Source organism: Actinocrispum wychmicini (assembly GCF_004345645.1).
Lineage (GTDB): Bacteria > Actinomycetota > Actinomycetes > Mycobacteriales > Pseudonocardiaceae > Kibdelosporangium > Kibdelosporangium wychmicini.
Genome location: NZ_SLWS01000007.1, coordinates 78,107 through 103,207, shown reverse-complemented (window position 1 = coordinate 103,207; position 25,101 = coordinate 78,107). Strand labels below are relative to the sequence as shown.

At 64.6% G+C, this 25,101-nt stretch carries 18 protein-coding genes and 3 pseudogenes; 13 read left to right on the top strand and 8 right to left on the bottom strand.

Annotated features, from left to right (window positions below; genetic code table 11):
- Positions 1-126: 126 nt before the first annotated feature.
- A complete protein-coding gene (locus EV192_RS30830) occupies positions 127-780 on the bottom strand; it encodes a hypothetical protein (protein WP_132121685.1) in 654 nt (217 codons plus the stop codon).
- 213 nt (positions 781-993) lie between these two features.
- On the opposite strand from EV192_RS30830, the gene EV192_RS30825 reads away from it, so the two are divergent.
- A protein-coding gene (locus EV192_RS30825) for an IS5 family transposase (RefSeq protein WP_243727184.1) occupies positions 994-1,895 on the top strand; the annotation gives its coding sequence in 2 pieces (ribosomal slippage) (positions 994-1,174 and positions 1,174-1,895; 903 coding nt in all).
- 30 nt (positions 1,896-1,925) lie between these two features.
- Here EV192_RS30825 and EV192_RS30820 read toward each other — a convergent pair.
- The 3 genes from EV192_RS30820 to EV192_RS30810 form a co-directional block, all read right to left on the bottom strand.
- Entirely contained in the window at positions 1,926-2,279 is a 354-nt protein-coding gene (locus EV192_RS30820; RefSeq protein ID WP_424923402.1) for a transposase, read from the bottom strand.
- Entirely contained in the window at positions 2,230-2,724 is a 495-nt protein-coding gene (locus tag EV192_RS56130) for a TRM11 family methyltransferase (RefSeq protein ID WP_165960688.1), read from the bottom strand. Before EV192_RS56130 ends, EV192_RS30820 begins: the two co-directional genes overlap by 50 nt.
- Before the next feature lie 169 nt (positions 2,725-2,893).
- The gene (locus tag EV192_RS30810) at positions 2,894-5,737 is read right to left on the bottom strand and encodes an AfsR/SARP family transcriptional regulator (RefSeq protein ID WP_132121681.1); all 2,844 of its coding nucleotides are present in this window, start codon (positions 5,735-5,737) and stop codon (positions 2,894-2,896) included.
- Between the two features lie 179 nt (positions 5,738-5,916).
- On the opposite strand from EV192_RS30810, the gene EV192_RS54145 reads away from it, so the two are divergent.
- On the top strand, positions 5,917-6,381 hold the full coding sequence (locus EV192_RS54145) for a DUF2690 domain-containing protein (RefSeq protein WP_165960687.1): 465 nt from the start codon (positions 5,917-5,919) through the stop codon (positions 6,379-6,381).
- A gap of 129 nt (positions 6,382-6,510) precedes the next feature.
- Here the strand turns inward: EV192_RS54145 and EV192_RS56125 are convergent.
- A pseudogene (locus EV192_RS56125) lies at positions 6,511-6,849 on the bottom strand (LuxR C-terminal-related transcriptional regulator); the annotation flags it as partial.
- Positions 6,850-7,345: 496 nt separating this feature from the next.
- Here EV192_RS56125 and EV192_RS30795 point away from each other — a divergent pair.
- The 8 genes from EV192_RS30795 (at position 7,346) to EV192_RS56920 (ending at position 17,417) form a co-directional block, all read left to right on the top strand.
- Positions 7,346-8,485: an MDR family MFS transporter gene (locus EV192_RS30795; RefSeq protein ID WP_279494627.1), complete on the top strand. Its 1,140-nt coding sequence runs from the start codon at positions 7,346-7,348 to the stop codon at positions 8,483-8,485.
- Positions 8,486-8,502: 17 nt separating this feature from the next.
- Positions 8,503-9,468, top strand: coding sequence for a D-alanine--D-alanine ligase family protein (locus EV192_RS30790; RefSeq protein WP_132121675.1), 966 nt, complete (start codon positions 8,503-8,505; stop codon positions 9,466-9,468).
- 108 nt (positions 9,469-9,576) lie between these two features.
- Positions 9,577-10,860 carry an ATP-grasp domain-containing protein gene (locus EV192_RS30785; protein ID WP_132121673.1) on the top strand — a complete coding sequence of 428 codons (1,284 nt, stop codon included), beginning with the start codon at positions 9,577-9,579 and terminating at the stop codon, positions 10,858-10,860.
- Between the two features lie 219 nt (positions 10,861-11,079).
- A complete protein-coding gene (locus EV192_RS30780) occupies positions 11,080-12,135 on the top strand; it encodes a site-specific integrase (protein ID WP_207926299.1) in 1,056 nt (351 codons plus the stop codon).
- On the top strand, positions 12,136-12,447 hold the full coding sequence (locus EV192_RS57470) for a transposase (protein WP_207926329.1): 312 nt from the start codon (positions 12,136-12,138) through the stop codon (positions 12,445-12,447).
- A gap of 636 nt (positions 12,448-13,083) precedes the next feature.
- Positions 13,084-13,632, top strand: coding sequence for a hypothetical protein (locus tag EV192_RS30770; RefSeq protein ID WP_132121671.1), 549 nt, complete (start codon positions 13,084-13,086; stop codon positions 13,630-13,632).
- An 8-nt stretch (positions 13,633-13,640) separates the two neighbouring features.
- The gene (locus EV192_RS30765) at positions 13,641-16,580 is read left to right on the top strand and encodes a M56 family metallopeptidase (RefSeq protein ID WP_132121669.1); all 2,940 of its coding nucleotides are present in this window, start codon (positions 13,641-13,643) and stop codon (positions 16,578-16,580) included.
- 705 nt (positions 16,581-17,285) lie between these two features.
- Entirely contained in the window at positions 17,286-17,417 is a 132-nt protein-coding gene (locus EV192_RS56920; protein ID WP_279494518.1) for a hypothetical protein, read from the top strand.
- 670 nt (positions 17,418-18,087) lie between these two features.
- Here EV192_RS56920 and EV192_RS30755 read toward each other — a convergent pair.
- Both EV192_RS30755 and EV192_RS30750 read right to left on the bottom strand, forming a co-directional pair.
- Entirely contained in the window at positions 18,088-19,734 is a 1,647-nt protein-coding gene (locus tag EV192_RS30755) for an ISAzo13 family transposase (RefSeq protein WP_132121667.1), read from the bottom strand.
- Between the two features lie 131 nt (positions 19,735-19,865).
- Positions 19,866-20,495: pseudogene (locus tag EV192_RS30750) on the bottom strand (transposase); the annotation flags it as partial.
- Between the two features lie 662 nt (positions 20,496-21,157).
- Here EV192_RS30750 and EV192_RS54935 point away from each other — a divergent pair.
- Entirely contained in the window at positions 21,158-21,541 is a 384-nt protein-coding gene (locus EV192_RS54935; protein WP_207926297.1) for an integrase core domain-containing protein, read from the top strand.
- Positions 21,542-21,677: 136 nt separating this feature from the next.
- Positions 21,678-21,914: a hypothetical protein gene (locus EV192_RS30740; protein ID WP_132121663.1), complete on the top strand. Its 237-nt coding sequence runs from the start codon at positions 21,678-21,680 to the stop codon at positions 21,912-21,914.
- A 460-nt stretch (positions 21,915-22,374) separates the two neighbouring features.
- Here EV192_RS30740 and EV192_RS30735 read toward each other — a convergent pair whose 3' ends face one another.
- Positions 22,375-23,847, bottom strand: coding sequence for a HEPN domain-containing protein (locus EV192_RS30735; RefSeq protein WP_132121661.1), 1,473 nt, complete (start codon positions 23,845-23,847; stop codon positions 22,375-22,377).
- A 147-nt stretch (positions 23,848-23,994) separates the two neighbouring features.
- On the opposite strand from EV192_RS30735, the pseudogene EV192_RS30730 reads away from it, so the two are divergent.
- Positions 23,995-24,906 (top strand): annotated as a pseudogene (locus tag EV192_RS30730) (acetyl-CoA hydrolase/transferase C-terminal domain-containing protein); the annotation flags it as partial.
- Positions 24,907-25,101 lie beyond the last annotated feature (195 nt).

Below are 25,101 nucleotides of genomic sequence, written 5' to 3'. Positions count from 1 at the left end.
CAAGGGCTGTTTGTTCTGGTAGCCGGTTTTGGGGCGCGTGGCTGTCCCGCCTGGAGCCTCCGCTCACGGCCCACCGGCGTAGGCCCCGCGCCCAGGAAACGTCGTGGGCCCATCCGGAGTGATGTCCTATTGTCGGCTGGTCGGCAGGTAGATCCAGGCTGGTTCGGTGAAGTTCTTGGCGGGTGTGTCGACGTTGACCTGGTGGAAGGCATTTTGACCGATGTGGTTCGGGTGGGTTCGGATGTAGTCGCGGTAGATGTCGGCGCCGACGATCAGCACGAAGTCAGCCGGTGGGTGGTCCCGTAACGCCTGTCGGGCTGGGGTGGAGTCCAGCAGTCGGTGGACCGCGGTGGTGGCGTGTCCGACCCAGCCGTTGTCGCCGGGGCTGACATGGCCCTGGTAGAGCGCGACCCGGAGCCTGATCCGGGCATGATCGGACAGTTCGCTGTTGGTATCGCGCAGCGCGGCCTGGATGCCTTCCTGCAGTTGGGGGATCACCGCTGCCCCGTCCAGTGCGGGCGGCAGGATCGCCAACTGGCCGTCACCGGCCCGCTGCAGGACCACGTGTCCTTCCTGGATCCCCGCGTGTTGTCGTGCCCGATGCGCCATCCAGAGCAGGCGTTTCTGTGCTCGTACGGCCTCCCGGTGGGTGAACCGACTGAACTGCTCGATGTCCACGGCCATGCACACCCGGACGGCCGGGGCGAACCGCCACCGGCGATGCCACGGGATCCAGTCGGACCACCATGCCAGCGGACCGTCCCGAAATTCGGTGCTCATCGGCGCCGCCCACCGGTGCGCGACCCGAAAGTACCTGGAGTGGCCGATACAAACGCCATGTGTCGATGTCGTCTCATCACTAGGCCGTGTTTCATTGACCTGACCAGGGAAGACACGTGTGAGGCTGTTCGGATCGGCGTGTCGTTGATCAAATAGACGAGGTCTCCGGTAGATCGATCATCGACCAAGACGATCACGCATACCGGAGACCTCGTGGCCAGCGTAGCGGCGACGGGCCGAGCCGACCTGACCGACGCGCAGTGGGCGGTGCTCGAACCGCTGCTGCCTGTCGGGAAGAAGCCTGGCCGCCCACCGAAGTGGACCAAACGACAGTTGATCGACGGGATCCGGTGGCGGATACGGGTCGGATCGCCCTGGAGAGACGTCCCACCGGATACGGCTGCTGGCAAACCGTGTATGGGCTGTTTCGGCGTTGGCAGCGAACCGGGGTGTGGGTGCTGATCATCGCCGGGTTGCAGGCGCAGGCCGATTCGGCTGGGCTGATCATCTGGGATGTGAGTGTGGATTCCACGATCAATCGGGCGCATCAGCATGCCGCGGGTGCGCGGACCGATGGTGGGGACCAGAAGCAGCCGCCTGGTGGGGTCGGCGAGCCCGAACCGGCTGATCACGGGTTGGGGCGGTCGCGGGGTGGGTGGACCACCAAGGTGCATCTGGCGGTGGAACAGGGGCAGAAGCCGTTGGCGGTGGTGGTGACTGCGGGGCAGCGGGGTGACTCGCCCCAGTTTCGGGTGGTGTTGGGGCGGATTCGGGTGGTGCGGGTGGGCTGTGGTCGGCCTCGCACGAGGCCGGATCGGGTGCTGGCCGACAAGGCGTATGGGTCTCGCGCGAACCGTGCCTATCTGCGTGGTCGGGGTATTCGGTGCACGATCCCGCAGAAGAGTGATCAGGTACGCCATCGCAAGAACCGGGGACAGGCCGGTGGCAGGCCACCGGCCTTCGACCCGGACATCTACAAGCAGCGCCACGCGGTGGAGTGCGGGATCAATCGGCTCAAGCGCAACCGTGCCGTGGCCACCCGATACGACAAGCTCGCGGTCCGTTATGAAGCAACCGTGCATGTTGCGGTGATCAACGAGTGGCTACGCCTTTGAAACACGGCCTAGAGCCTGTATCGAAGTCGGTCAGAGCCATTCGTTGATCGCGGCGATGTGGACGGTGGCTTCGTAGCGCACGGCCAGTTTGTCGTAGCGGGTGGCCACGGCTCGGTGGCGTTTGAGCCGGTTGATGCCGCACTCCACGGCGTGGCGCTGTTTGTAGATCTCGGGATCGAAGGCCGGCGGCCGGCCGCCCCTCGATCCCTTCTTGCGCCGGTTGGCATCCTGATCGACCTTGCTCGGGATCGTCGCCCGGCTCCCGCGGCGGCGCAGATGATCGCGGTTGGCCTTCGAGGTGTACGCCTTGTCCGCCAGGACACGATCGGGACGACTACGAGGCCGCCCACCCGGAATCGATGCTGAGGTCGAGTTCGCGACCAAACCCGTGCTGACCTGGCGGATGCTCGAACGCGTGCTGCGGGCTGGCGTCCAGCTCGCAGTAGAGCAGGGTGGCGGCGAGGTCGGCGATGGCCGGATCGACGGCGATGTCGGGATCGCAATCCGGACCCGGCGCGCGGTGCGTCGGTCCGTCGGGTGCGGTGCGCAGGGCGGTCAGGACCAGTCCGACTCGCCCGATCAGGCCAGCGGCCCGGACTGTCGCGAGAACCTTCGGACGGGCGTCGAGGACCGAGCCGTCGCGCCACGCACCCGCGGCTTTGGCGGCGGTGATGTTGGCGCGGGCGAGGGTCCACGACCGGGTGCGGGCGGTCAGTCCGAGCGCGTGTCGGCCGGCGCGCAGCGCCTCAACCAGGACGGTGCCGGCGCCGCAGTCCGGGTCCAGGACGAGGTCGCCGGGACGGGTGTAGGTGACGATTGCACAGATCACCGATTTTGACTTCAACCACTCGGGAGCCACCGAGCCCTCGGCGAACGAACTGGTCGGGCTGCCCTACCCGGTACACCGTGGGCTGACCCCCGGTGCGCTGCGGCGACGCGGAAACCGTGCGGGGCCGATCGCACCGATCGGCCCCGCACCCGCGTCGACGGGACCCTCCTCAGGTGTCCGGCGCGGCGTCCGACGACCCGAGCAGGGTACGGATTTCCGCGGCGCGTTCGTCGCCGAGTTCATCGAAGATCGCGACCGCCCTGGTCCAGTAGTCGGCGCTGTCGCGGTCGCGGCCCAGTTCCTTGGCCATGCGGCCGCACTGGGTCAGGACGACGGCCTTGCCGGCCTGGTCGCCGGTATCACCGCCGACGGTGAGGGCGCGTTCGTAGTGGGTCAGGGCATCGGCCACCCGGCCGTCCTGGTGGTACGTGTCCGCGATCCGCACCAGTCCCACCGCCTCTCCCCAGGCGGAGCCCGATTCGCGGCTGATCACCACCGATTCCCGGTAGCATCGAAGGGCTTCGTCGATCTTCCCGTCCTGGCGGTGGGCTTCGGCCTGGCTGTAGAGGTTGAGCCCGACGCCCCAGCGAATGTCGAGTTCGGTGAAGACGGCCGAGGATCGGCGGAAGCAGTCCACGGCGGCGTCGAGGCGCCCGAGCTTGCGGGATACCGTGCCGAGGCTGTTGAGCACGACCGCCTCGCCCCACCGGATCGTCCCCGCGCGGAAGTGCTCCAGGGCTTGCTGGTAGTGCGCGGCGGCGTCGGTCAACCGCGTCGTCTGCTCCAGCGCCAGGCCCAGTCCGTAGAGCATGGCCGCGATGCCGGGGTGGTCACCGGCCTGTCGGGCCGAGTCCAGGCCCATCCGGAAGCACGCGCTCACCTCGGGGCGACCCTGGCAGAGCAGGCTGAACTGGTGCAGGGCGGCGGGAATCCGCCAGGCAAGGTGATGGAGGCCGTGTCGCGCCGCCAGGCGGGTCGCGGTGGCGAGCGTGCCCTGTTCGGCGACGCACCAGGCCAACGCCCCGTCATGGCCGGCGAACTCCAGCGGCGGCGGCGATGTCGGCGTGTCGGGCGGCAGGTCGAGGCGCGGCCGGTAGGGCGCGAGGGTCCGATCGGCCTGGTCCGCGGTGCGCAGGTACCAGGCGAGCACGCGGCCGAGCGCGGCCAGCCGTTCGTCGTCGGTTTCCTCGGTGTCGCAGAGTTCCGCGGCGTGCTCGCGGACCAGGTCATGCACCCGGTACCGGCCGGCGTTGTCCCGTTGTATCAGGTGGGCCTGGGCGAGCCGGTCCAGTACCAGCGCCGCCTCGGCCGGCGGGACATCGAGCAGCGCGGCCGCGACGTGCTCGTCGAGATCGCCCGGTGCGAGGCCGCAACGCCGGAACAGTTGCCGCGCGGGTGGGTCGAGGGTCTGGTAGGACAGGTCGAGCGCGGTGCGGACCGCGAGGTGCGGATCGTTGGCGATCTGGAGGACGTCGAGCCGCCCGTCGCGGCTCAGCCGGTCGATCAGGGGTCGCACCCGGTTGTCGCGGCCGGTCAGGTGGGCCGCGACGATGCGCAACGCCAACGGCAGGTTGCCGCAGAGCCGCGCCAGGATGGCCATCGCAGCCGGCTCGGCGGTCAGGTGATGGTGCCCGAGGGCGACGGTGAGCAGGTGCCGCGCGTCGGCGTCGGAGAGGACGTCCAGGGTGACGGGATGCGCGTCATGGCTGACGATCAGCCCGTCGAGTTCGTTCCTGCTGGTGATGACCACCGCGCAACTGGCGCTGCCCGGCAGGAGCGGTCGAACCTGTTCGGCGGACACCGCGTTGTCCAGCACGATCAGGACCCGCTTGCCCGCCAGGGTCGACCGGTACAGCCCGGCCCGGTCCACGGCCTGGAAGGGGATCTGGTTGAGCGGAACCCCAAGCGCGACCAGGAAATGCGTCAGGACGTCACCCGATTCGCGGGGTGGCACGAGAGCGTGCCCGCAGAGATCGACGAACAGCTGACCGTCCGGGAACCGACCGGCGATCCGATGCGACCAGTGCACGACCAGCGCGGTTTTTCCCACCCCCGCCATGCCGCGAACGTGCAGGACGGACGGTCTGCCCCGCGTGTCGAGAAGGGATCCGTCCAGTTCCGCCAGGGCCACCGAGCGGCCGACGAGATGCCGGGTGTCCGCGGGCAGTTCCGCCGGCGTGGGCAGCGCGGCCGGGCCCCGCGCACCCGGAACCGTGGGCGATGGGCCGCGCCGGGGCACGGACCCGCCGCCCAGATCGGGCGCCGGTGGCGCGGTCAGTACCGGGTCACCGGTCAGCATTCGCTGGTGCAGCCGCTCCAGCGGATGTGCGGGATCGACGCCGAGTTCGGCGGCCAACGCGGCGCGCAGGTCCCGGAACGCCTTGAGCGCTTCGGCCTGCCTGCCGGACCGGTACAGCGCGAGCATCAACTGGCCGGTGAGGTTTTCGTCCAACGGGTTGTGCGTGACCCAGCTGCGCAGCGTGGCCAGCACCGATGCGTGCCGGCCGGCGCGTAACGCCCGGTCGATGTGCTCGGACCGCACCGTGGTGCGTTCGGCGGCGAGCTGGAGGCGGACGCCGGCCAGCCAAGGGGTGTCCAGGCCGGTGAAGGGCTCGCCCCGCCACAGGCCCAACGCCCGTTCGTACAGGTCCAGCGCCAGACTGTCGTCCGAGGTCTCGCGGGCCGTGGCGACCAGGTGACGGAACAGATGCAGGTCCACGGACCGCTCGTCCAGTGTCAACCGGTAACCGCCGGTGCGGCGCACGATCGCCACGCCCTCGGCGCCGGCGAGGGCCCGACGAAGCCGGGACAGATAGTTGTGCGCCGTGTCGCGGGCCCGTGCGGGCGCTCGCTCCGCCCATACCCGCTCCACCAGTTGATCCAGGGACACGGTGCGGTTGGCCGCCACCGCGAGCACCGCGAGCACGCATCGCTGCCTGGCATGACCGACATCCACCGGTTGGCCGTCCACAAGGACCTCGACCCCGCCCAACACCTGTAGCTCGATGTTCACCGGCCCCCCTCAGGTCCGTGTCGCCACCAGATATAGCAGTGCTGACCGGCCGATTACAGAAATCCTCCACCGTTGTCCCCGGCGGGTCCAGCACAGTGGTTCGCAGGGGGCGACCGGCCCCGCTTCGACGGGCCCATTGCCGATGTGCGCAAGGTCCACCGACACCGAGGGGAATCATCGTGACCGAAAGGGTTTTCACCCAAAGAATCACCAGGGGCGGGCAAAGGTTCGCGTTGGCCGGCGCGGCCGCGGCGCTCGCGCTTTCCGGGTTCCTGGCGGCGAGTCCGGCGGAGGCGGCGACCCAGTCGCCGGTGCAGCCCAGTTGGACGGGCCCCTGCAATGGCAGCTGCTGGGGCAAGGACCCCAACACCTTCGGTTCCTGCGGCAAGGACGCGATTACCACCGTCGGGGGCATCGTGGACGGCGTCCAAATGGAGGTCCGGTACAGCCGGCACTGCGGCGCGAAATGGGTCCGCGTGGAGAGCCTGCCCAAGGGATGGGACTACTACGCGCGGGACGGCTGGAACAACCGGCTGTACTGGTCGGCGCGGTCCTACGGCAGCGGCTCGACCAAATGGACCGGAATGGTCGACGGCTCCCGTGACGTCGCCGGCTGTTTCCTGGACGGCAATTGCGTTGACTGAGTAACCGCCGCCGGTACCACCGGGCGTTGAAGTCCGGCCATCGCCGCGCACCCCAATCCCGGTAGCGCCTGCCGTACCGGGATTGGGGTAGTCACGCACGCGGACAGCTCGGCGGCACGGGACAATCGTTCAGGAGTCGCGGCGCTCGATGTCCCTGAGGTAGCGCAGTACGGCCGTGACGCGCCGGTCCGAACGGTCGGTCGGGGCCAGCTACAGTTTGGCGAAGACATGCCGGACATGCTTGTGCACGGCGCTTTCGATGACGACGAGCCGTTCGGCGATAGCGGCGTTGCCCAGACCGTCCGCCATCAACGCCAGCACGTCGCGTTCGCGGGCGGTCAGCCGTTCCAGCCGCGGATCCGGCCGGGTCCCGACCAGCAACTGCCCGACGACCTCGGGATCGATGGCGATGCCACCACCGGCGACGCGGTACAACGCGCCCAGAAACTCCTCGACCCGGCCGACCCGCTACCCGTCTCGCACGACGTGGTAATACCGGGCTCGTGCGCGCGATCGTTGTCGAGCCCACGACCGTGCAAAATCATTGCGCCGTCCACGAATGCAGATCGTGCCTCGCGAGCCGAAACCCGCCATGCAGGGACGGATCGTCGTCTCTGCATGGCGTCGGTGACCTCCTGCTAGAGGGCTACCGAAATTCGACTCCGCTGAGGTTGGCTCGGCGATCGCCCCTGGCCGCCGTCAGAGGCCGTGTGCATCCCGCCACGATAAGATGATCAAGGCGAACTCCCATTCCGACCCAACCATCTTAATGTGCGAAACACCCGGCTAGCATGCCCGAAGAGTTCAAAGTCGAGCCGACCGGAAACGGGGATGCCCATTCTAATTCTCGCCTGGGAGCGCTGTGTTTAGTAAACGTGCCGCATGTGCGGAAGATGTCATTGGCGCCGATGATGTCCAATTGCGGAAGCAGCAATTCATAGGAGGCCTCCCGCGCTCGTTCTGGATGTTATGGGTAGGAACACTGGTAGCCCAATCAGGGGCAATGGTAGCTCCGTTCCTAACCTATTATTTGGTAAACGATCGCGGGATGGCGATAGGCATGGCTGGACTGATCTTAACAATTCAGGGATCAGGCGGCATCGTTTCCCACCTTATTGGAGGTTTTCTCACCGATCATCTTGGGCCCCGGGCAACTTTTTTTGGCGGCATGATCACCAATGGGTTGACCCTGTTCCTCCTTGGTTCCAGCAGAAATTTGACCGCAGTAGTTGTGTTCTCCTTCCTGACGGGGGCAGCTTCACAGATATACAAGCCGGCCTCTGCGGTCTTTGTCAAAGAAACTGCATCGCCAAGCGACCGACCTCGGGCTTACGGACTCCTTTATTGGGCAGTGAACCTCGGGTATGCCGTATCGATGTCAGCCGGCGGGGTTCTAGCAAATCTCGGATACCATCTACTTTTTCTCATCAACTCGGTCGCGAGTATCCTTTGCGGAGTTCTCGTATGGGTAATGTCTCGACGATTCAATGCGCATCAGCCAAGACGCGTGAAGAGTCCGAACCTACGTACCGCTTTGAAGGATCGCTTGGCGCTGCATTACATACTGTCCTGGCTCCCCTTCGGGATCGTCTTCGGGCAGGCTACCACCACTTTGCCGATGGCAATGGAACGGTCGGGCCTGGCAGTAAATTCCTACGGTATCGTAATCACTGCAAACGCGCTGGTGATTATCGCAGTGCAACCGCTTCTTGGTCCAATATTTGCCCGATATGACCACAGTCGGATTCTGATTCTCGGCATGGTTGTCCTGGGTATTGGGTTTGGCTCCAACGTTTTCGCCACATCTCTCGTTTCGTATACAGGCTCCGTCGTAATATGGACCCTCGGTGAAATCGCTGTCACCTCGGTGAACCAGTCTATAATCGCCAGTCTGTCTCCCCGCGGTATAGACGGAACTTACTTCGGGCTGTACGGAGTAGTCTGGTCCGGAACTTTCGCGCTCGCGCCATTGCTCGGATCGCGCCTTTTGAGCATCGGGCCCAATTATCTCTGGGTCGCCTGTCTCTTGCTCTGCCTGGGAGCCGCAGCTGGTCAAAGGGTTCTCGCCCCAGCAATCAGAAGTCGCGCGGCTGCCCTCAACTGACCAACGAGGGAAGGGAAATGATGTCGAATATACAACCCAAAGATGTACGTGTCGGCGTAATATACGGAGGAACCTCACCTGAGCGCGCTGGGTCACTGGCCTCCGGGGAATCGGCAAGCAAAGCACTGTCAAGTAACGGATGGAACGTTACCCTGCTCGACCTCGCTGACATAGATATAACCCACCTCAAGGCAGACATTGACGTGGCATTCCTGGCGCTCCACGGGCCGGGAGGCGAAGATGGCAAGATACAAGGAGCCCTAGAAACGCTCGGCATACCGTATAGCGGTTCGGGTGTCATGGCGTCAGCCGTAGGAATGCACAAGCCAACGTTCAAGAAATTGGCTACGATGAACTCGCTCGACACGCCCCGCTGGATGGAAGTCGACCGCAGCATCTCCACAATCGTTACCGCAGCCTCCGCCGGCCTCAGTCTAGGCTGGCCCGCCTTCGTAAAGCCCACTTCGGGAGGTGGCAGCCTAGATGCCTCGATCGTTCAGAACGAATTCGCCCTCCAGTACGCCCTTGAGTCTTGCAGCGAAAATGACTACAACCAGTACATAGTCGAAGAATATATCGCAGGAACTCCGTGCACTGTGGGACTGTTGGAAGTAGGTGGTGTCCTCCAGCCGTTGCCAGTCCTCACTGTCGATACGGATCGTGAGTTCTACGACTACACGGCCAAACACGACATCCAACAACGCAGGGAGCAGTGCCCTGCAGACCTCCCGCCCGGCATGGCGTTTAGACTTCAAAAGTATGCGGTGAGAGCGCATCGAATGATAGGTGCACATGGCGTGTCACGGGTGGACTTTCTCATCGGCCCCAACGGGCAAATTGCAATACTTGAAATCAACACCGTTCCAGGACTGTCCCTCCAGGGAAATTTGGCGACCATGGCGCGTGCTGCCAGAATTGACTATCCGCAACTGGTAGAATACGTGCTAGCTACTGCTTTTACCAAACCTAAGTATCTTCCATAGGCAATCCTGCAATCAAGTAAGATCGGACCAAGAACGCCACCAGGTGGTTGGTAAGGAAGGGGCTTCTTGCGTGTTTGCGACACACTTTTCTGCACCGAAGAGGACAACGTGACAGCTACCAGCCGTACGCTTATCTGCGTCGATGGACCTGGCGGTCCAACACCTGAATGGTTCGTCCCTCGACTCTGCGATGGGCACGATCTCACAATTCTGTGGGCGCCTGCGGGTGATCCACTGATAGACGACCATAAACGTGATCTGTTTGCTCGGTGGAAGTGCCGTCAGTTCACGTTCAATACAGGCGATGATCTGACTGAACTGATCAAAAAATATGCGCACTCCGAACAATCCGATGGCATTCTCTGCTTCAGTGAGCTACGCGTAATTGAAGCGTACACTGCCGCGTTAGAATTAGGCCTACCCGCCAACCCAGTGCAGGCGATAAATGCCATGCGGGACAAGTACGAACAGCGCAAGCTACTGGCAGCCGCTGGCGTACCGGTTCCTCGGTATGCCCGAGTGCGAACCGGCACCGAGCTGAAAGAAGCGTGCCGTCGAGTCGGGTTACCGGCGATTCTCAAACCCGTCACTGGCGCTGGTAGCCTCGCGACATATCTTATCGACGACAGCACCGACTTACCGGCCGTATGGGAATTGGCGCGCGCGGCCCACGACCGCGACAGTCGTGGAGGTAAAACATCCACGTTTATTCTGGAAGACCGGCTGATAGGTGTCAACAAGCACTCAGATGACCGATACGGAGACTACGCGAGCGTAGAATCGATCACATTCGATGGACGGACCGAGCATCTGGCCGTGACAGACAAGTTGCCGCTCACTCCAACGTTTCGAGAGAATGGCGGAATTCTCCCTTCCGTATTGCCTGAGGCGGATATTGAGACACTGCATGCAGCCGCCGCTGATGCAATCCAAGCCCTCGGTTTGAAGAACTGCGCCACTCACATAGAGTTCAAGTTCACAGCGGACGGGCCACGGATCATTGAAGTGAACTGCCGCATCGGCGGCGGCGTGAGTGAGCAGCTCTTCTACGCGGCCGACTACGACGTAGTCGACGCCTTGGCGGACATCTCGGTAGGCCGGCAGCCTGCTCGCATGAAGGATCCTGAACGTTATGCAGCCATCCTGCTGCCGCAGATCGCTTCCGAACCGCTTGAGGTGGTGCACGCACCGACACCCGACGAGGTCCTGTCCTTCCCAGGAGCTAAAAGTGCTTACATTAAATATTCAGCGGGTGACTGTCCGCGATGGGAGGACGGAACTGTCGCTGGCACCCTGGCACGAGTCTTCGCTGCTGCGTCAGACCACGAAACGTTGCTAAGAACTTTCCATCGTCTCGAGGGCTCATTCAACTTTGTCGAGATCCCGTGCTGAGCGCCGCCCCGTCAACGCGGGGCAAACCTATTAGGAATCTATACAGGTCACCGACGAGCAGTACGAACGCTGGTTCATCACCAACTGCTGCCGCTGCGGGCGCCGTCGACACAAAGCCGAGCTGGCCGGACGGCCACGTCTGCCACAACCGGGCGCGCGCCGCGCCCGTCGTCGATCCTGAACTGGCTCTACAAATGCAAGGGCCAGCCCGAATCGCTGTTGCGGCGGCTCGGCCACGACGAGATCGCGCTGACCCACGAGGCGTTCCACACCCTCCACCCTTGGCGGGCAGCCGCCCACCTGCGCGAGCTCCTCATGGCCTGCGGCGCCTTGCCCCGGCTGGACAAGCAGATCTGCTCGCTGGAGCGCTGGCTGATCGGCCATCTCGACACAGTGACCGACCCGGCCCACACCCAGCTCCTCCACCGGTTCGCCAGCTGGGAGGTCCTGCCACGCCTGCGGACCCGCGCCGAGAACAAGTCGCTCACCTCGGCCAACCGACGTTTCGCCGGCGAGCAGATCAAACTGGCCACGCAGTTCCTCACCTGGCTCACCCAGCAGCAGCGCACCCTCGAATCCTGCCGTCAGGCCGACATCGACACCTGGCACGCCGAACACGGCGAGCATGAACGCAACCGGGTCCGTAGCCTCCTGCTCTGGGCCATGACCAGCAAGCTCACCCGGTCACTGCGGTTGCCCGGCCCGTCGGTCAAGCGGAACGCCCCGCTGCCGCAGCACGAGCGGATGGCCCTGCTGGGGCAGCTGCTCACCGACCGGGATCTCCCGCTGCGGTCTCGGGTCGCCGGAGTGATCGTCCTGCTCTACGCACAGCGGGTCAGCAGGATCGTGCGGCTCACCGTCGACGATGTCATCCGAGACGGTGATCAGGTGCTGCTGCGTCTCGGCGAGCCGCCGTCACCAGTCCCCGCGCCCGTCGCGGAACTTCTGATCGAGTGGATCAGCAAGCGGGACAACATGAACACCGCCACCAACCCGAACTCGCGCAGGCTGTTCCCCGGCGGCCGCGCTGGCCAGCCGATGCACTCCGAGTGGCTCGCCGCCCTCGTCAACGAGCTCGGCATCCCCACCACGACCGGCCGAACCTCGGCCATCCGCCAGCACGTCCTCGACATGCCAGCACCTGTCGTCGCCGACGCCCTCGGCTACCACCAGAACACCGCGACCCGGATCGCCACCCAAGCCGATGCGACCTGGAGCCGCTACGCCCCAGGTGATCACTCACGGCTACAGACCCCGAGTACTGGCGACAGTTGAATAGGCGATCTCACCAGTCTCGACCCCCTGGACGCGATCCGGCTGGCGCCCGGCGCGGACGTCGCCGCGATCACCACCGACCAGATCCGCGACGTCGTGCTGCGCCAGATCGACGCTGGCCACTGGCGCCAAGGCGATCCAGAGATCCTGGTGGTGCTGGATGCCGACTACGACGCTCCCTGCATCGCGTGGCTGCTGGGCGACCTGCCGGTGCAGATCGTCGGGCGGATGCGCTCGGACCGGTGCTACGCCGCGCGACACCGCCCAGGGTCCGCAACCCGATCGGCGGCCGTCCGCCCAAGCACAGCATAGAATTCGCCGTCGGTGACCCCACACCTGGAGCAAGCCGGATGTGGCAACCAGCACCGACACGCGTCTGTACGGCACCGCGACCGCGAGGGCGTGGGACCGGTTGCACCCGAGGCTGATCTCGTCGCCGATGCGTACCCGGACGATGCGTTGCTCAACACGAGCCGCTGCCCGGTCATGGTCGCCTGCGTCGGCTGCGGAGCGCGTGATGGTCTGGCAGTGCACGCGACTTCGGACCTTCACATCCGCGTCGGTGTTCCCTTGAACGATCGCCTAACGGAACACCTGATCGTGAGTGGATTGATCTACTCGTTGGCAGCCGGCGCCCCACGGTGTGTACCTCAATCAGACACGGAGCTTCAGCACATGGCCCAAGACTCCCGAACTACGGCCAGGGGGCAAGTAGCCGAGCGTCCGAGGAACGCAGCGACGCCGACATGTCGCTCAACGAAAACCAGCGGCGACGCCATCGCCGTCGAGTTCGAGCACTACCTCCGCCGCCGTCCCGGCGGCCCCGGCCCAGGTCCCCACCCGTCCTGAGGGCCGTTAGAGTGAATTCTCGCCGAGCTTCCCCCGGCTTATCGTGTGAGGCTGCACACTGGCTTGCCATAAACGAAACGCCGATTCACGGGGGGCGTGGTGAGCGCAGACGCGAATTCTCTCGGTAAAGATACTGACGTTGCGGACGAGGTCAAGGTACGTGATCTCGTCCGCGATGTGGTGGCGGAAGTCGCCTCCGAAGAACTGCCCGTGGTAGATGGCCTGGCCCGATTCGACGATCGCGTAGTCGTGCGGCGATTGGGGCGGCGGAGCCGGCGGCGAGAACCGTTGGGTTTCGGCCCCGCCGATCTGGTGACTTTCGTGACGGCGGTGGTGTGGCTGGTGCTTGACCAAGCGGCCAAGAAGGCCGCGGGCTCGGCCGTGGATGGCGCGGTCAAGGGTGGGAAAGCCGGACTGCGGAAGGTGTTCCGCAGGCGGTCCGCGCCGGTACTTCTCCCGTCGATGACATCTGAGCAGCTTGCCGAGCTGTGGCAACTGATGTTCGCGGCGGCCGTCCAGCGGGGCCTGGACGAGGAGCAAGCGACGACAATCGCCGACGTGGTAGTGGCCAGGCTGTCATTGCCCCGGCAAGGAGGCGACAAGCGCGGTTTATCAGACGGATCGGACGGATCCGGCACGCCGACCTAGGAGAACGCATGTCGCATCCCCGGCCGCAGATCGACGAGCGAGTACTTGGCGCCGGCACAACGGTGCGTTTCGCGTTGCTGTCCGTACTGATCTTCGCGACCAGCACCCTGATGGCGTTGTACATCCTGCTGTATTTCTCCAGCTACGACGATTTTGGGTGCTCACTCGCCGCCGGGATTAATATCGACCCGCCGGACTCCGCCGCTAACGTTATCAACAAGCGCGGACTCCAATGGGAGGCGTACGACGCTTGCACGCGGTACTACGCGTCGCCACCGTCTTGGTGGGTGCTCACCGTGTGGCTGATTCTTTTGTGCGCAATAACCAGTGGCCTGTTCTGGATGTTGCCTGTTTGGAAGTCCAGACGCGGCCGTGTCGTCCCATTGGAAGATATCGACGACGACGGCCGGCTTCGCCGGCTGTTGACGGACCTTGCCGCCACTGCGGGCTTGACTCGTCTTCCCCGGGTAGTCGTTGATCCGTCATCGTCCTCGACCGGAGCGGTGGTGTTCGGCCGCAATCGTCGGCCGACAGTGCGTCTACCCGGTGGTCTGGTCGCGGTCAGGCGCACCGCACCTGACCATTTCCGGACAGTTCTCCTGCACGAGTTCGCCCATATCCGCAACCGCGACGTCACCATCACCTACCTGACCATTGCCCTTTGGCGAGTGTTTCTGGCCGTGTCGCTCCTGCCTTTTGTGGGATGGTCCGTCACCAGGTTCGTCACCGAGTCGCAGTCCACGGTGTGGGTCAGCGAGGTACCGATCCTGACACGCGGTCTGCTGCTCACCGTCGTCATGGTCCTGCTGGTCTATCTCGCGCGGTCGGATGTGTTGCGCAGCAGGGAGATCTACGCCGACCTCGCCGCGTCCCGCTGGGGTGCAGCCCCGCTCGGTTCGGCTGTTACTAAGCCGGACACCAGCAGCGGAACCGTGCGGCGAGTACTCGGCTCGTTCGCCGAACTGTGGAGCATTCATCCTCGGTGGGATCTCCGCTGCGAGACCCTCACCGATCCCGCCGTTCTGTTCGGTGTGCGAGCTTTGCCGATGTTCCTCACCGGAGCCACCGCCGCGGTGATCAACACCAACGTGTGGTACTTGCTCGCACAGTACGTATTGCTCTCCGGGTGGATGGAGCAAGCAGCCGCGATCGCCACCGCGAGCCTGGTCGCGGGCGTGATAGGCATCGCCTTGTGGCGTGCGGTCGTCTACGCCGTACTCACCTCGCGTCGCGTCCCTTCCGGTGTGCGGGCAGGGCTGTGGCTGGGCGCCGGGATGGTGGCAGGTGGCGTGGTCACGGGCCAAGGCACGTCCAATCAATGGTTGCCCGCCGAGCCCGAGGTTTTCGTGCTCGTCGTGCTTACGGCCACGGCGTTCACCTGGTGGATCGCACAGTGCGCCTTATTGTGGGGCGGGGTCTGGAAAGGGCGGAAGATTCGCCCGGTGATGCTGCTGTGCCTTGGTATTGCGTGCCTGGCGCTGTCGTGGTGGTTCTTTTGGTGGCAGACGCAAGGTGTGGCGCTGGCAGCCGGGTGGGCGCACATCGGGTTGTCGACGTCCGACATCAACAGAGCACGTGACCTCATGGCGTCGAGTTTCTATGGCCGCGACCTGGGCCATTCGGGATCCCTGCCGGTGATTGACGCGGTGTACGCAGTCGTCCTTGTGGTGCTGAGGCAAATGTTCGTCGCGCCCCTCGGCCCGGTGGCGATCGCCGGACTCTGGATTGTGCCGCTGCTGGCCTGGGCGATACGCGCACCGAACGGAAACCATCCGGTGATCGTCGGTGACTTCTCAGGTCCACATCGATGGGCACGAGCGGCCATACCATACGTCGGCGCCGATGCGATGCTGCGGGCAACGGCGTTGCCACCGTTACGTCGCGTGCTGGTGCCGGGGCTACTGGGCGGAGTGTTGTGCTGGGCCGCCCAGGTCGGTGTGCAGGCACACATGCACGCCCTTTTACGCTCGACGATCTCTCCTGTCGACTTCGCGATGATTTTCCTGGCGTGGATTCTCGCGGTGCTGGTAATCGCCGCTGCGGTGGCCGCGGTTGTCGCCAGTGCACTGGTGAGCCGCTATCGGCTGCTCGCCGCACTAATCGCGGCCGAGACCGCAACACTTGTGGGGTTTGTCGGGGTTTTCGGACTTTGGTCCTTCGACGGATGCCTCCAGTCGCTGACTGTGTATGAACAGTCCTGTATGTGGCGCCCCGGTACGATCAAAGGTCTCTACAATTTCTTCCTGGGCCCCGCACTGTCGATCGCACTGCTACTCGGAATCGCCGCGGCGGCTATCGTGGCGATGCTGAGCAGAATCCGAGCGTCCACAGGTTCCGTTACATCGCAAGAGAATCGCACGAGCGGAGTGTTCGCGCGACGCGTCGGCGTGGGAATTTTGTGCACGGTGACCGTAGGGACCGCCATAATTACCGTTGTTGAACTATCGCCACAGAGCTCTCGGCTGCCAACGCCTGTCGATGTACAGAGACAAATGCAACAATACGTGCCGGCGGTTGCGGATCCACCACCGTCAGCCCAATCCAAGGCGCTCATGGTCCAAGCCTGGCGGGACTTTGGCGGCGGGAAGCTGATGGATCGCTTCTACGACGACCGGCGCCGGCTTTTCGTGGCCGTCAAAGAGTTGGTCGACGCAGGGAAGAACGTCGCTGATCTGCGCGAAGTACGTCCGCTGTGCGTGGACATCGCCGATCTCGCGCAGGCGACAGTGCACTACTTCCGGGTCCCTGACCAGCGGGTTCAGCAAACATGGACGACGTTCGTCACGCAGGCCTGGCAACACAGCCAGGACTGCGAAAAAGGTCTCGATCAACAGGACGTCGACCGCTTCAACGCGTCGATGCACGGACTTGCCGCGGCACAAGACGTCAGCAACTCCGTTGACAACCAAATTGACGCGCTGATGCGGGCGGGCGGCCTGAAACCTTAGGTCGACGCCGACTGGGACGTCTGGGTCGTTGCCGCGGCCTGCCAGGGCGTCGTTGGCCCATGCGTCCACCGCGAGCAGGGCGTTCGGTGTCCAGGTCGGTGGCCAGGTGGTCGCGCAGGCGGGCGTTGGGGTCGGTGGCGGCCGGGCAGGTTTCCAGGAGGGCCGCGTCTCGTCATCGGCCGAGCCGGGCTTGGGCTGCCGCGAGCAGGTCGTCGGTGCGCGCCCGGTCAGCAGGAAGGGCCACACCTGGACGCCTTCGTAGTCGTGGATGCTGTCCGCGTTCCTGTGGCGGTCCTTCGCGCTCATGCGGCAGCGCCCGTTTCCGAGTATCTGGCGCATCCACACATCCCCGTCGAGATCGGCGATCTTCGCGGGCGGCGGTGAAGGCAGCTCGTCGCGTTGATGTACGACGTGCTGGGCGAGGAGCGGTACACAGCCGGCGCATCGGTCAGAACCATCAGCACCCAGTTGGCGCAAGACTGATCGGATCAGCACGCCTCCCGACCTTATCCGCAACGCCGGGCCGTTACAGCCCGCTGCAGGGTCGCTAAGAGCCTAGATAGAACTCGGTCCGCTCAGACGCTGAGGTCAAGTCGACTCCGTACTTCCGGGCTGCGGCTATGTCGCCGGGTAGGTGCATTTCTGGTCGGTCATCACCGGCTTCGACGCCGCGCCGATCGGGCCACTGTTGCATACCCGCCACCCATGCCGGTCAACGACGACGGCCGTTACCGCCGCGCCATTACCGCCGGCCACCCAGACCAACGAAGGTTGTTCACCACCATCGACGGCACCCACCTCACCTGGGCCGACGGTACCCGCGACACGTCGACATGATCATCCTGGCCACCGGCTACCGCCCCGACCTGTCCTACCTCAACAACCTCAACGCGATCGTCGCAGACGGCACCCCGCGCCAACTACGCGGACTGTCCACAACGCACCCCAGACTCGGATTACGTGGGACTCGAATGGCAACGCAGCTTCTCGTCCGCCACACTACGCGGCGTCGGCCGAGACGCCCGTTACGTCGTGCGGCGTCTGCTACGACGTTAAGCACCGGTCGGGACCGTAATAAGTTGTGGTTTCGTCCGGTTGTTCTGACTGTGTTAGATTGGTTCTGTTGCATTCGAACCCGTTTGGATCTGCAGTCTTGAAAGTATTCGGGATCTGAGGTGGTCAGTGTCCGTGGTTAACCCTCTTTCGTAGGGCTTGAAAGTCGCTAACATATCGTCGGCCATAGTTCGTCAAGATCTTTGGCGTGGCGCCATCGATGTTCGGTCTCGAATAGGTTCCGCTCGGCGTGTCCGGATGTGGCTCACCGCCGACAGATGCGATAAGTAGGGTATGGCTGGGCAGTTGGAGTTCAGTGTTCGAGTAGGGCGGTGGCTTCGTCCGCGGTGGGGCGGTGAGGCAGGCGACCCGCCGTTCTCGCTCGATGACGATGGGTTCCTGCCTCCCGAGGCTGGAGGTGCACAGGGCGGGCTGGCTAAGGGCTTGCAGAGAATCAACATGCTGATTTGATCTTGCGTGTGGGGCGGTTGTCGTGTTCGAGGACGCGAGCCTGGAGCGCGGTGAGTGCGGCGGGTGGGGAGGTTGCGGGTGGGATGGCTGTTCCGTGCTGGTCGAGTAGGTGCTTGATCTTGTGGAAGGTGCGGTGCACTGCGGCCCTGCTGCTGCCCAACAGCACGGCGAGAGGCTCCGCGGGCAGGCCGAGTCGGAGGTGGAGCAAGGTGGCCAGAACCTGTTCAGGGAAGGGGAGTTTCGGTGGCCGGCCACGCCCCGTCCCGGGTTGTTCGTCGTGCAGTGCGGCCAGGGTGGTGGTCAGGGTATGTAGTTGGTGCCGGGACATTCCGGTCAGGGCGGGATCGAACAGCCTGTCGTGGCTCCATTCCCCGAGTGATGCGGCCTTCTGGTTCTTATCGTCGGCGGGGCAGGTGCCGTCCAAGGTGGGGTGCAGGACGTAGTTCCAGTCGCCATGGAAGGCGTGCTGGGTGAGGGGCAGGGCGGCCATGTCCGCGTCACCGATATGGACACCGGTCGGGTAGGTGCCGGTATCTAACTCGGCGTGGACGCGCAGCCCGCTGCGGCTGGTGGTTGCGGTGATGGTTTGCACGATGACCTCGTGGCTGGTCAGTGGGCGGCCTCGCGAGTTCATAGTGATGTGGGAGAACAACCGGTGTTCGATCGCGTTCCATTTACTCGTGCCGGGCGGCAGGTGGCACACGGTGATCGTCAACCCGGTCTGGGCGGCCAACGCCGCCAGTTCGATCTTCCACGCTCGGGTGCGGTACCCGTTGGAACCGCCGGAATCCGCAGTGATCAGCAACCGTGTCGCCTGGGGATAGGCATGTTTGCCCTGACCGGTCCACCAGCGGCGGATCGACTCAACGGCGAACGCGGCGGTGTCATGGTCGCACCCGACGTTGACCCAACCGGCATTCGCCGCGACGTCATAGATCCCGTACGGTATCGCCTTGCCTAGCAAGGGATCGACGAAGTCATAGACACCCACCCGCACCGGCTTACCCGCGGGCTGCCACTCTCGGCCTCCATTTTTGAACTCGCCGACCAACTCCTTCTTCTTGGTGTCCACACTGATCACTGGATTCCCGGTGGCCTGGTGATCCTTGACCTGCTCGTTGAGGTAGCGGAACTGGGCATCTCGGTCCGGATGCTGGCTGCCCTCCAGGGTTTTGGCGTTGGCCTGGAGGCTGAACCCCTCCTCACGCAGCAGGTCCGCGACCGTGTCCGCCGAGACTCGGTGTCCTTGGCGGGTGAGCTCGGCGGCCAGCTTCCGTGTGGATTTCGTCGTCCACCGCAGCGGGGACATCGGATCCCCGCGCGTGTCCGGCTCGACTAATGCCAGCAACGCGGGTCGCAGTCCCGCATCCACGTCGGCTAACCGTTTGCGGCCACCACCAGCCCGTCGGGCCCGCCCCAACGGGACCTCGCCAGACTCCAGCTCCGCCACTCCACCAGCCACGGTCTGCCGGCTGACTCCCGCCGCGCGGGCCACCGCCGCAATGCCCCCATGGCCCAACGATCGCGCTTCCGACCCCAGATACAGCCGCTGTTGACGCTCATCCAGATGCGGCAACAGCACCGTGTACTTCGCCGCCAGCAACTCCACGATGTCTACCGCGATCGTCATATCACATCATGACCAGTCATCTACCAGATGTACAAGTTATTCTCCGGCACCTCCTAAAGGTTGTCCCGTAATGATCGAGTGTGTTGGTGGGTATAGGTGGCGACCGTGGTGGGTGGTGCGGGGATGGCTGGTCAGGTTGTCATGGCCAGGTTGCGCATGTGGGCGATGCCTCGGGTGGCGTGCCAGACGCCGTCGCGTTTGCGGCGGCAGTTGCGCAGGATGTTCCAGGATTTCAGGTGTGCCAGGGTGTGCTCGACTCGGGCGCGGACGCTCTTGTGGACGGTGTTGAGGTCCTGTTTCCATTGCGGCAACGGCGGTTGGCCCTTGCGAGGTTTGCGGTACGGCATGATCACCTCCGGGTTGCCCTGGTAGCCGCCGTCGGCGATGACCTTCGCGCCCCGGCACTGCGCGTCGACTCCGGAGTCGGTGTAGGCGCGGCAGTCGTTGCGGTTGCCCGGTGTGGGCGTCCCGATGGCGATGACCAGTCGGGTGTTGGCGTCGATGACGACCTGCATGTTCACCGAGTACCGGTAGTTCTTGCTGGAGGCGGACCTGCTGCGGTCGTGGGTGGGCACCAGGGTGCCGTCCACGATCAGCACGGTGTCCGGGCTGTGCCTGCGGGTCACCGGCGACAGGGCCAGCAGTGGCGCCAGTTTATCCTCCACGCGGTTCGCGGCCGACTTCGAGATCCCGAAGAACAAGGCGACCTGCCGGAAGGTCAGGTTCGTGCGGTAGTAGACGGCCACCAGCAACACCCGATCCTGTACCGTGCCAGAACTAGTCGCTGAGGCTGTGACCAGGTGTTTCGTCAGCTCCGGTGCCTCGGCATGATCATCGCCTGTGGCGTTCCGTTTCTTGTACCTGATCACAGTTCGGATGCTCGGCGGGCTGACGTTGCTCGCTGGCAGCAGGACCATGCTGATCGCCGAGGTAATGGTGCTGCGGCACGAGGTGGCCGTACTGCGTCGCCAGAGCAACAGACCGTGTCTCACGTGGCCCGACCGGGCGGTCCTGTCCGCTCTCGTCAGGCTGCTGCCGCACCAACTCCGGGCGTACCGGATTGTCACCCCGGCCACGCTGCTGGCCTGGCATCGGCGTCTGGTCCGGAAGAAGTGGACGTATCCACATCGGCCTGGGCGTCCGCGGATCGATGAGGAGATCCGTTCTCTGGTTGTGCGTGTAGCACAGCAGAATCCTCGATGGGGACATCGTCGTGTCCAGGGTGAGTTCGCCCGGTTAGGACACCGTGTGGGCGAAGGCACGATCCGCCGGATCCTGGCCAGGAGCGGTCTGGGGCCGGCTCCGCGAGGCGCGGACACGACGTGGCGGACGTTCTTGCGCAACCAAGCACAAGGCCTGCTCGCGATCGACTTTCTTCCACCTCGACACCATCCGCCTGTGTCGGCTCTATGTGTTGTTCGTGATGGAAGTCCGCACGCGCAGGGTGCACCTCCTGGGTGCCACCGCGCACCCGACCGCATCGTGGGTCATCCAGCAGGCACGCAACCTGGCAATGGGCCTCGCGGAACGGATTCGCTCGTTCCGGTTCCTCATCCGAGACAGAGACACGAAGTTCACCGTCGGGTTCGACACCGTGTTCATCGACGAAGGGATCGAGATCGTGAAGACCCCGCCACGGACACCTCGAGCGAACTGCTATGCCGAGAGGTTCGTACGCAGTGTCCGGGCAGAGTGCACCGACCGGATGCTGATCTACAACGAGCGGCACGCAGCCGCTGTTCTGGGAGAGTACGTCCGGCATTTCAATGACCACCGGCCACATCAGGGCCTGATCAGCGGCCACTGAACCATGACCCGGCAAGCGTCATCCCACTGGACGCCCCGATCACACACCGGAAAGTCCTCGGCGGGGTGATCAACGAGTACCGGCGAGCTGCCTGACCTGACCGACGAAACACCTGGCCAATGCCCACGCGTGGACTTTGGCACGGTACAAGTGCACCGACCGGATCCTCATCACCCGAGAACGCCACCTACGCCACGTGCTCGACGTCTACGTCGCCCATCACAACGCCGGGCGCAGCCACCAAGGCGACGGGATGCTTCTACGTGCTCCCGACGACAAACCGAACATGACCCCGATCCCTGCCCGAATCGACACGATCCGACGCCGACAGCGTCTGGGCGGACTGCTCAACGAGTACCGACCCGCCGCCTGAAAACCCAGGCTAGAACCGACAACCGACTTTCGACCAGCACAGGCATCCTGGTGTTATCAAGGAAGCCGTCCCATACTCCAACGAGATCAACGGGAACATCGCCGCCAGGCCCCGCGGTGGGCACCAGACCGCTGCTCGATGCACAGCCGTGCGGCGCGTTGCCGACGTCCGGACTACGCGGGTTACGCCACGCCAGCACAGCGATCACGACCCCAACGAGCGCCACCAGAGTGGCGATCCACCATCGGGCCCGATCGCCCACAGCAGAATCCTCAACCCGATAGACCGCTGGCATCCGATTTGGTATCACTGCGAACAGAGCCTCCGTTCCGACGGCAGTAATGCCGCCATGACGTTCGTCACAGGCAAACGGATCGCTTTGCTCACCTCCTCACATGAGTGCCCAGCCGGGCAGGCTGTCAAACGAGAGGCTCTGTCCCGTTTGACAGCCCCGCCGTGGCTACCAGTCTTCTTGCGAGATGATGTCGACGGCGGCGCGGGGTTTGCCACCGGCGTAGTCGGCTCCAACGGAGGCGAGGCGGGCGTGCCAGCGTCGTCGCCACGTATCTCGTTGGCGGTCGTCAGCGAGGATGGCATCGACCGGAGTGCGCCCGGAGAACGGCCAGACAGGGTTAGGCTGTTCGGCAAGGCAAAGGCGGGCGAGGATGGCGCGACGGACCAGGTCGCGCATCCGGTCAACAGCGTGAGCGAGGGCCATGCCGAATCGGTGTTCGGCGTCGTCCGCGGGTACGGTCGAGACCCGTGTGAAGACCCTCCGCAGGTCCCTTTCGGTGATCTGACCTCCGTGGACGAGCTTTGACCGTAGGCCGTATAGCTCCTTGACATCGCTGAACACCGCGATCGCCGGATCATCGTCGCTGGTCAGTAGCGCGGCGGCTCGTGTGCACAAGCGCAGCGTCAACCCTTCGCCCTCGTTCTCGGCACCGATGAGAACGCCTTCCAATGCTGTGGCCAGATCGACCAGATGCTCGTAGGGGCTGTCGGTCGTATGGGAGTGGTTGTACTTGCTGAGAGCTACGTCGAAGGAGGTCGCCACAATACCGTCCCGCTTGACGTCAGCGGCGTGGATCATGTCGCTGACCGCGGTGAAGACAGGCGCCTCGTCGCCGGTCAGCCGGACCGTGCGGCGGACCAGGGTGTCGAGCATGCCCTTGTGGGCCTTGTGAATCTGCGGATCCATGCAGGAGATGAGCGTCGCTACCCCGCTTGCCTCGTAGACCGACTGGACTGTGCCGGCGGTCAACAGGCGCGCAATCAGCAGAAACCGCTCCAGCCTGGACGACAGTCGACTTTGGACAGCGTATGGGTCGGCGGCGTCGGTGGTTTCGCGGACGATCAGCAGGGCGTGCGGAGGGTCGTACGGGCGTAGGAGGTCGCGGTTCCAGGCACGAGGCGCGCCAGGGATCTCTCGTCGAATCCGGTCTGTGATGGCGGCGTGGGGTCCGTAGGGCTCGGGCATGATCGTGACGTCACCGATCTGGATCTCGGTACCGCTCGCAGTGGTCAGATGGGAGACATGCCGGGCGCAGACCAGGTCGTAGGTGCGGGTTCCCAAGACCGCGAGCAGTTCATCGATTGCCCCCTCGACCGTCGGCCCGCTGGGAGTGAAGTCTCCGGCGTGTGCGCACCGGGCGATGCACGCTTCCAGCAAGCTGAAGATGTAGGTCTTGGCGAACTCAGGGTGCCTGCGCTTGTGCGGTTCGGCGAACCGCTTGGCGTAACGCTGATCCAGCAACGCCTCCAGCGCGGTGAACTCGGCGAGGGGCATGATGGTGTCGCCGAAGTAGTCGCGACCAACTGCCATATGCGCGTGGTAGCGCGGGGCGGGCAACACGTGCTCTTCGGCGAGCGCGGCGAACGCTGATGCGACAAACGCCTGGCAGGCGCTGCGGAGATCGGTTTGATCGCTCACACACGCAATTGTCCCACCACCCCACGTCGGGCGTTGGCGCTTGTGGACGGTGTTGTGCCGGAGTATCCGTTGTTCGCGCTGAACGCCCAGTTGGGTATTCCCGACCGCGACGGGGTGCTGTTGGAGACCCCGTTCGTCGGGGCGGGCATGCGTGGCCGCACGGGGCTGCGCTACTTCCCGTCGCGCCTGTCGCTGGTCCCCGAACTGCTCAAACACACGTTGCCGCCGGACATCGTGCTGATCCACACATCGACACCGGTGGACGGCACGGTGTCCCTGGGCACTGAGGTCAACATCCTGCCCGCCGCGATCGAAGCTACCCGCGCCCGCGGTGGCCTGGTCATCGCCCAGATCAATCCGCACGTGCCGTACACCTACGGCGATGCGGTGCTGGCCGTGGACGAGATCGACTATGCCGTCGAGGTCGCCGAACCCCTTGCCGCACCGGCACCGCAGGCGATCGGAGACGTGTCCCGCGCGATCGGTGCCCGGGTGGCCGACCTCATCGACGACGGCGCGACGCTCCAGTTGGGGATCGGCGCGGTGCCGGACGCGGTGTTGGCGGAGGCGACCACGCGGCGTGGGCTGTCGGTGTGGTCGGAGATGTTCAGCGACGGTGTATTGTCGCTGGAAAAGGCTGGCGCGCTGGATCCGGCGGTGCCTGTGACGGCCTCGTTCGGGACCGAGAAGACCAACGATCCCGGGCTGATCGCCCGCCAGCGGTCCCTGGTGTCGGTGAACGGCGCGCTGCAGGTGGACTTGTTCGCCCAGGCCAACGCCAGCCGGGTGCACGGCGTGATCTACTCCGGGTTCGGCGGCCAGACGGACTTCGTCGTCGGTGCCCTGCATTCTCCAGGTGGTCGGGCGATCATCGCCCTGCCGTAATGGCATCCGAAGGCCAATGTGTCCACAGTGGTCCCCAGCCTCGCCGGCCCGGTCACTCGTTCCAACAGCTTCATCGTCAGCGAACAAGGCACCGCGACGATCTGGGGCCGCGACGCCGCCGACCAGGCCACCCAGATCATCGACAACGTCGCCCACCCGGACGCCCGGCCCGAGCTCCACGCCGCCGCGGCCGACCTGAGCCTCTATCCAGTCGGGGAGATCGCGGGAGCTACGCGGGGGCGACTGATGAGGAACGGTCACGGGAAGGTGGGACCAATGCGTGCATGGCGTCGGAGGACCTGGACTGCTTACCTCGTCCGGGGAGCAGTTCTCGCTGTCGCGGCCCGCCGCCGTGGCCGTCGCACAGGA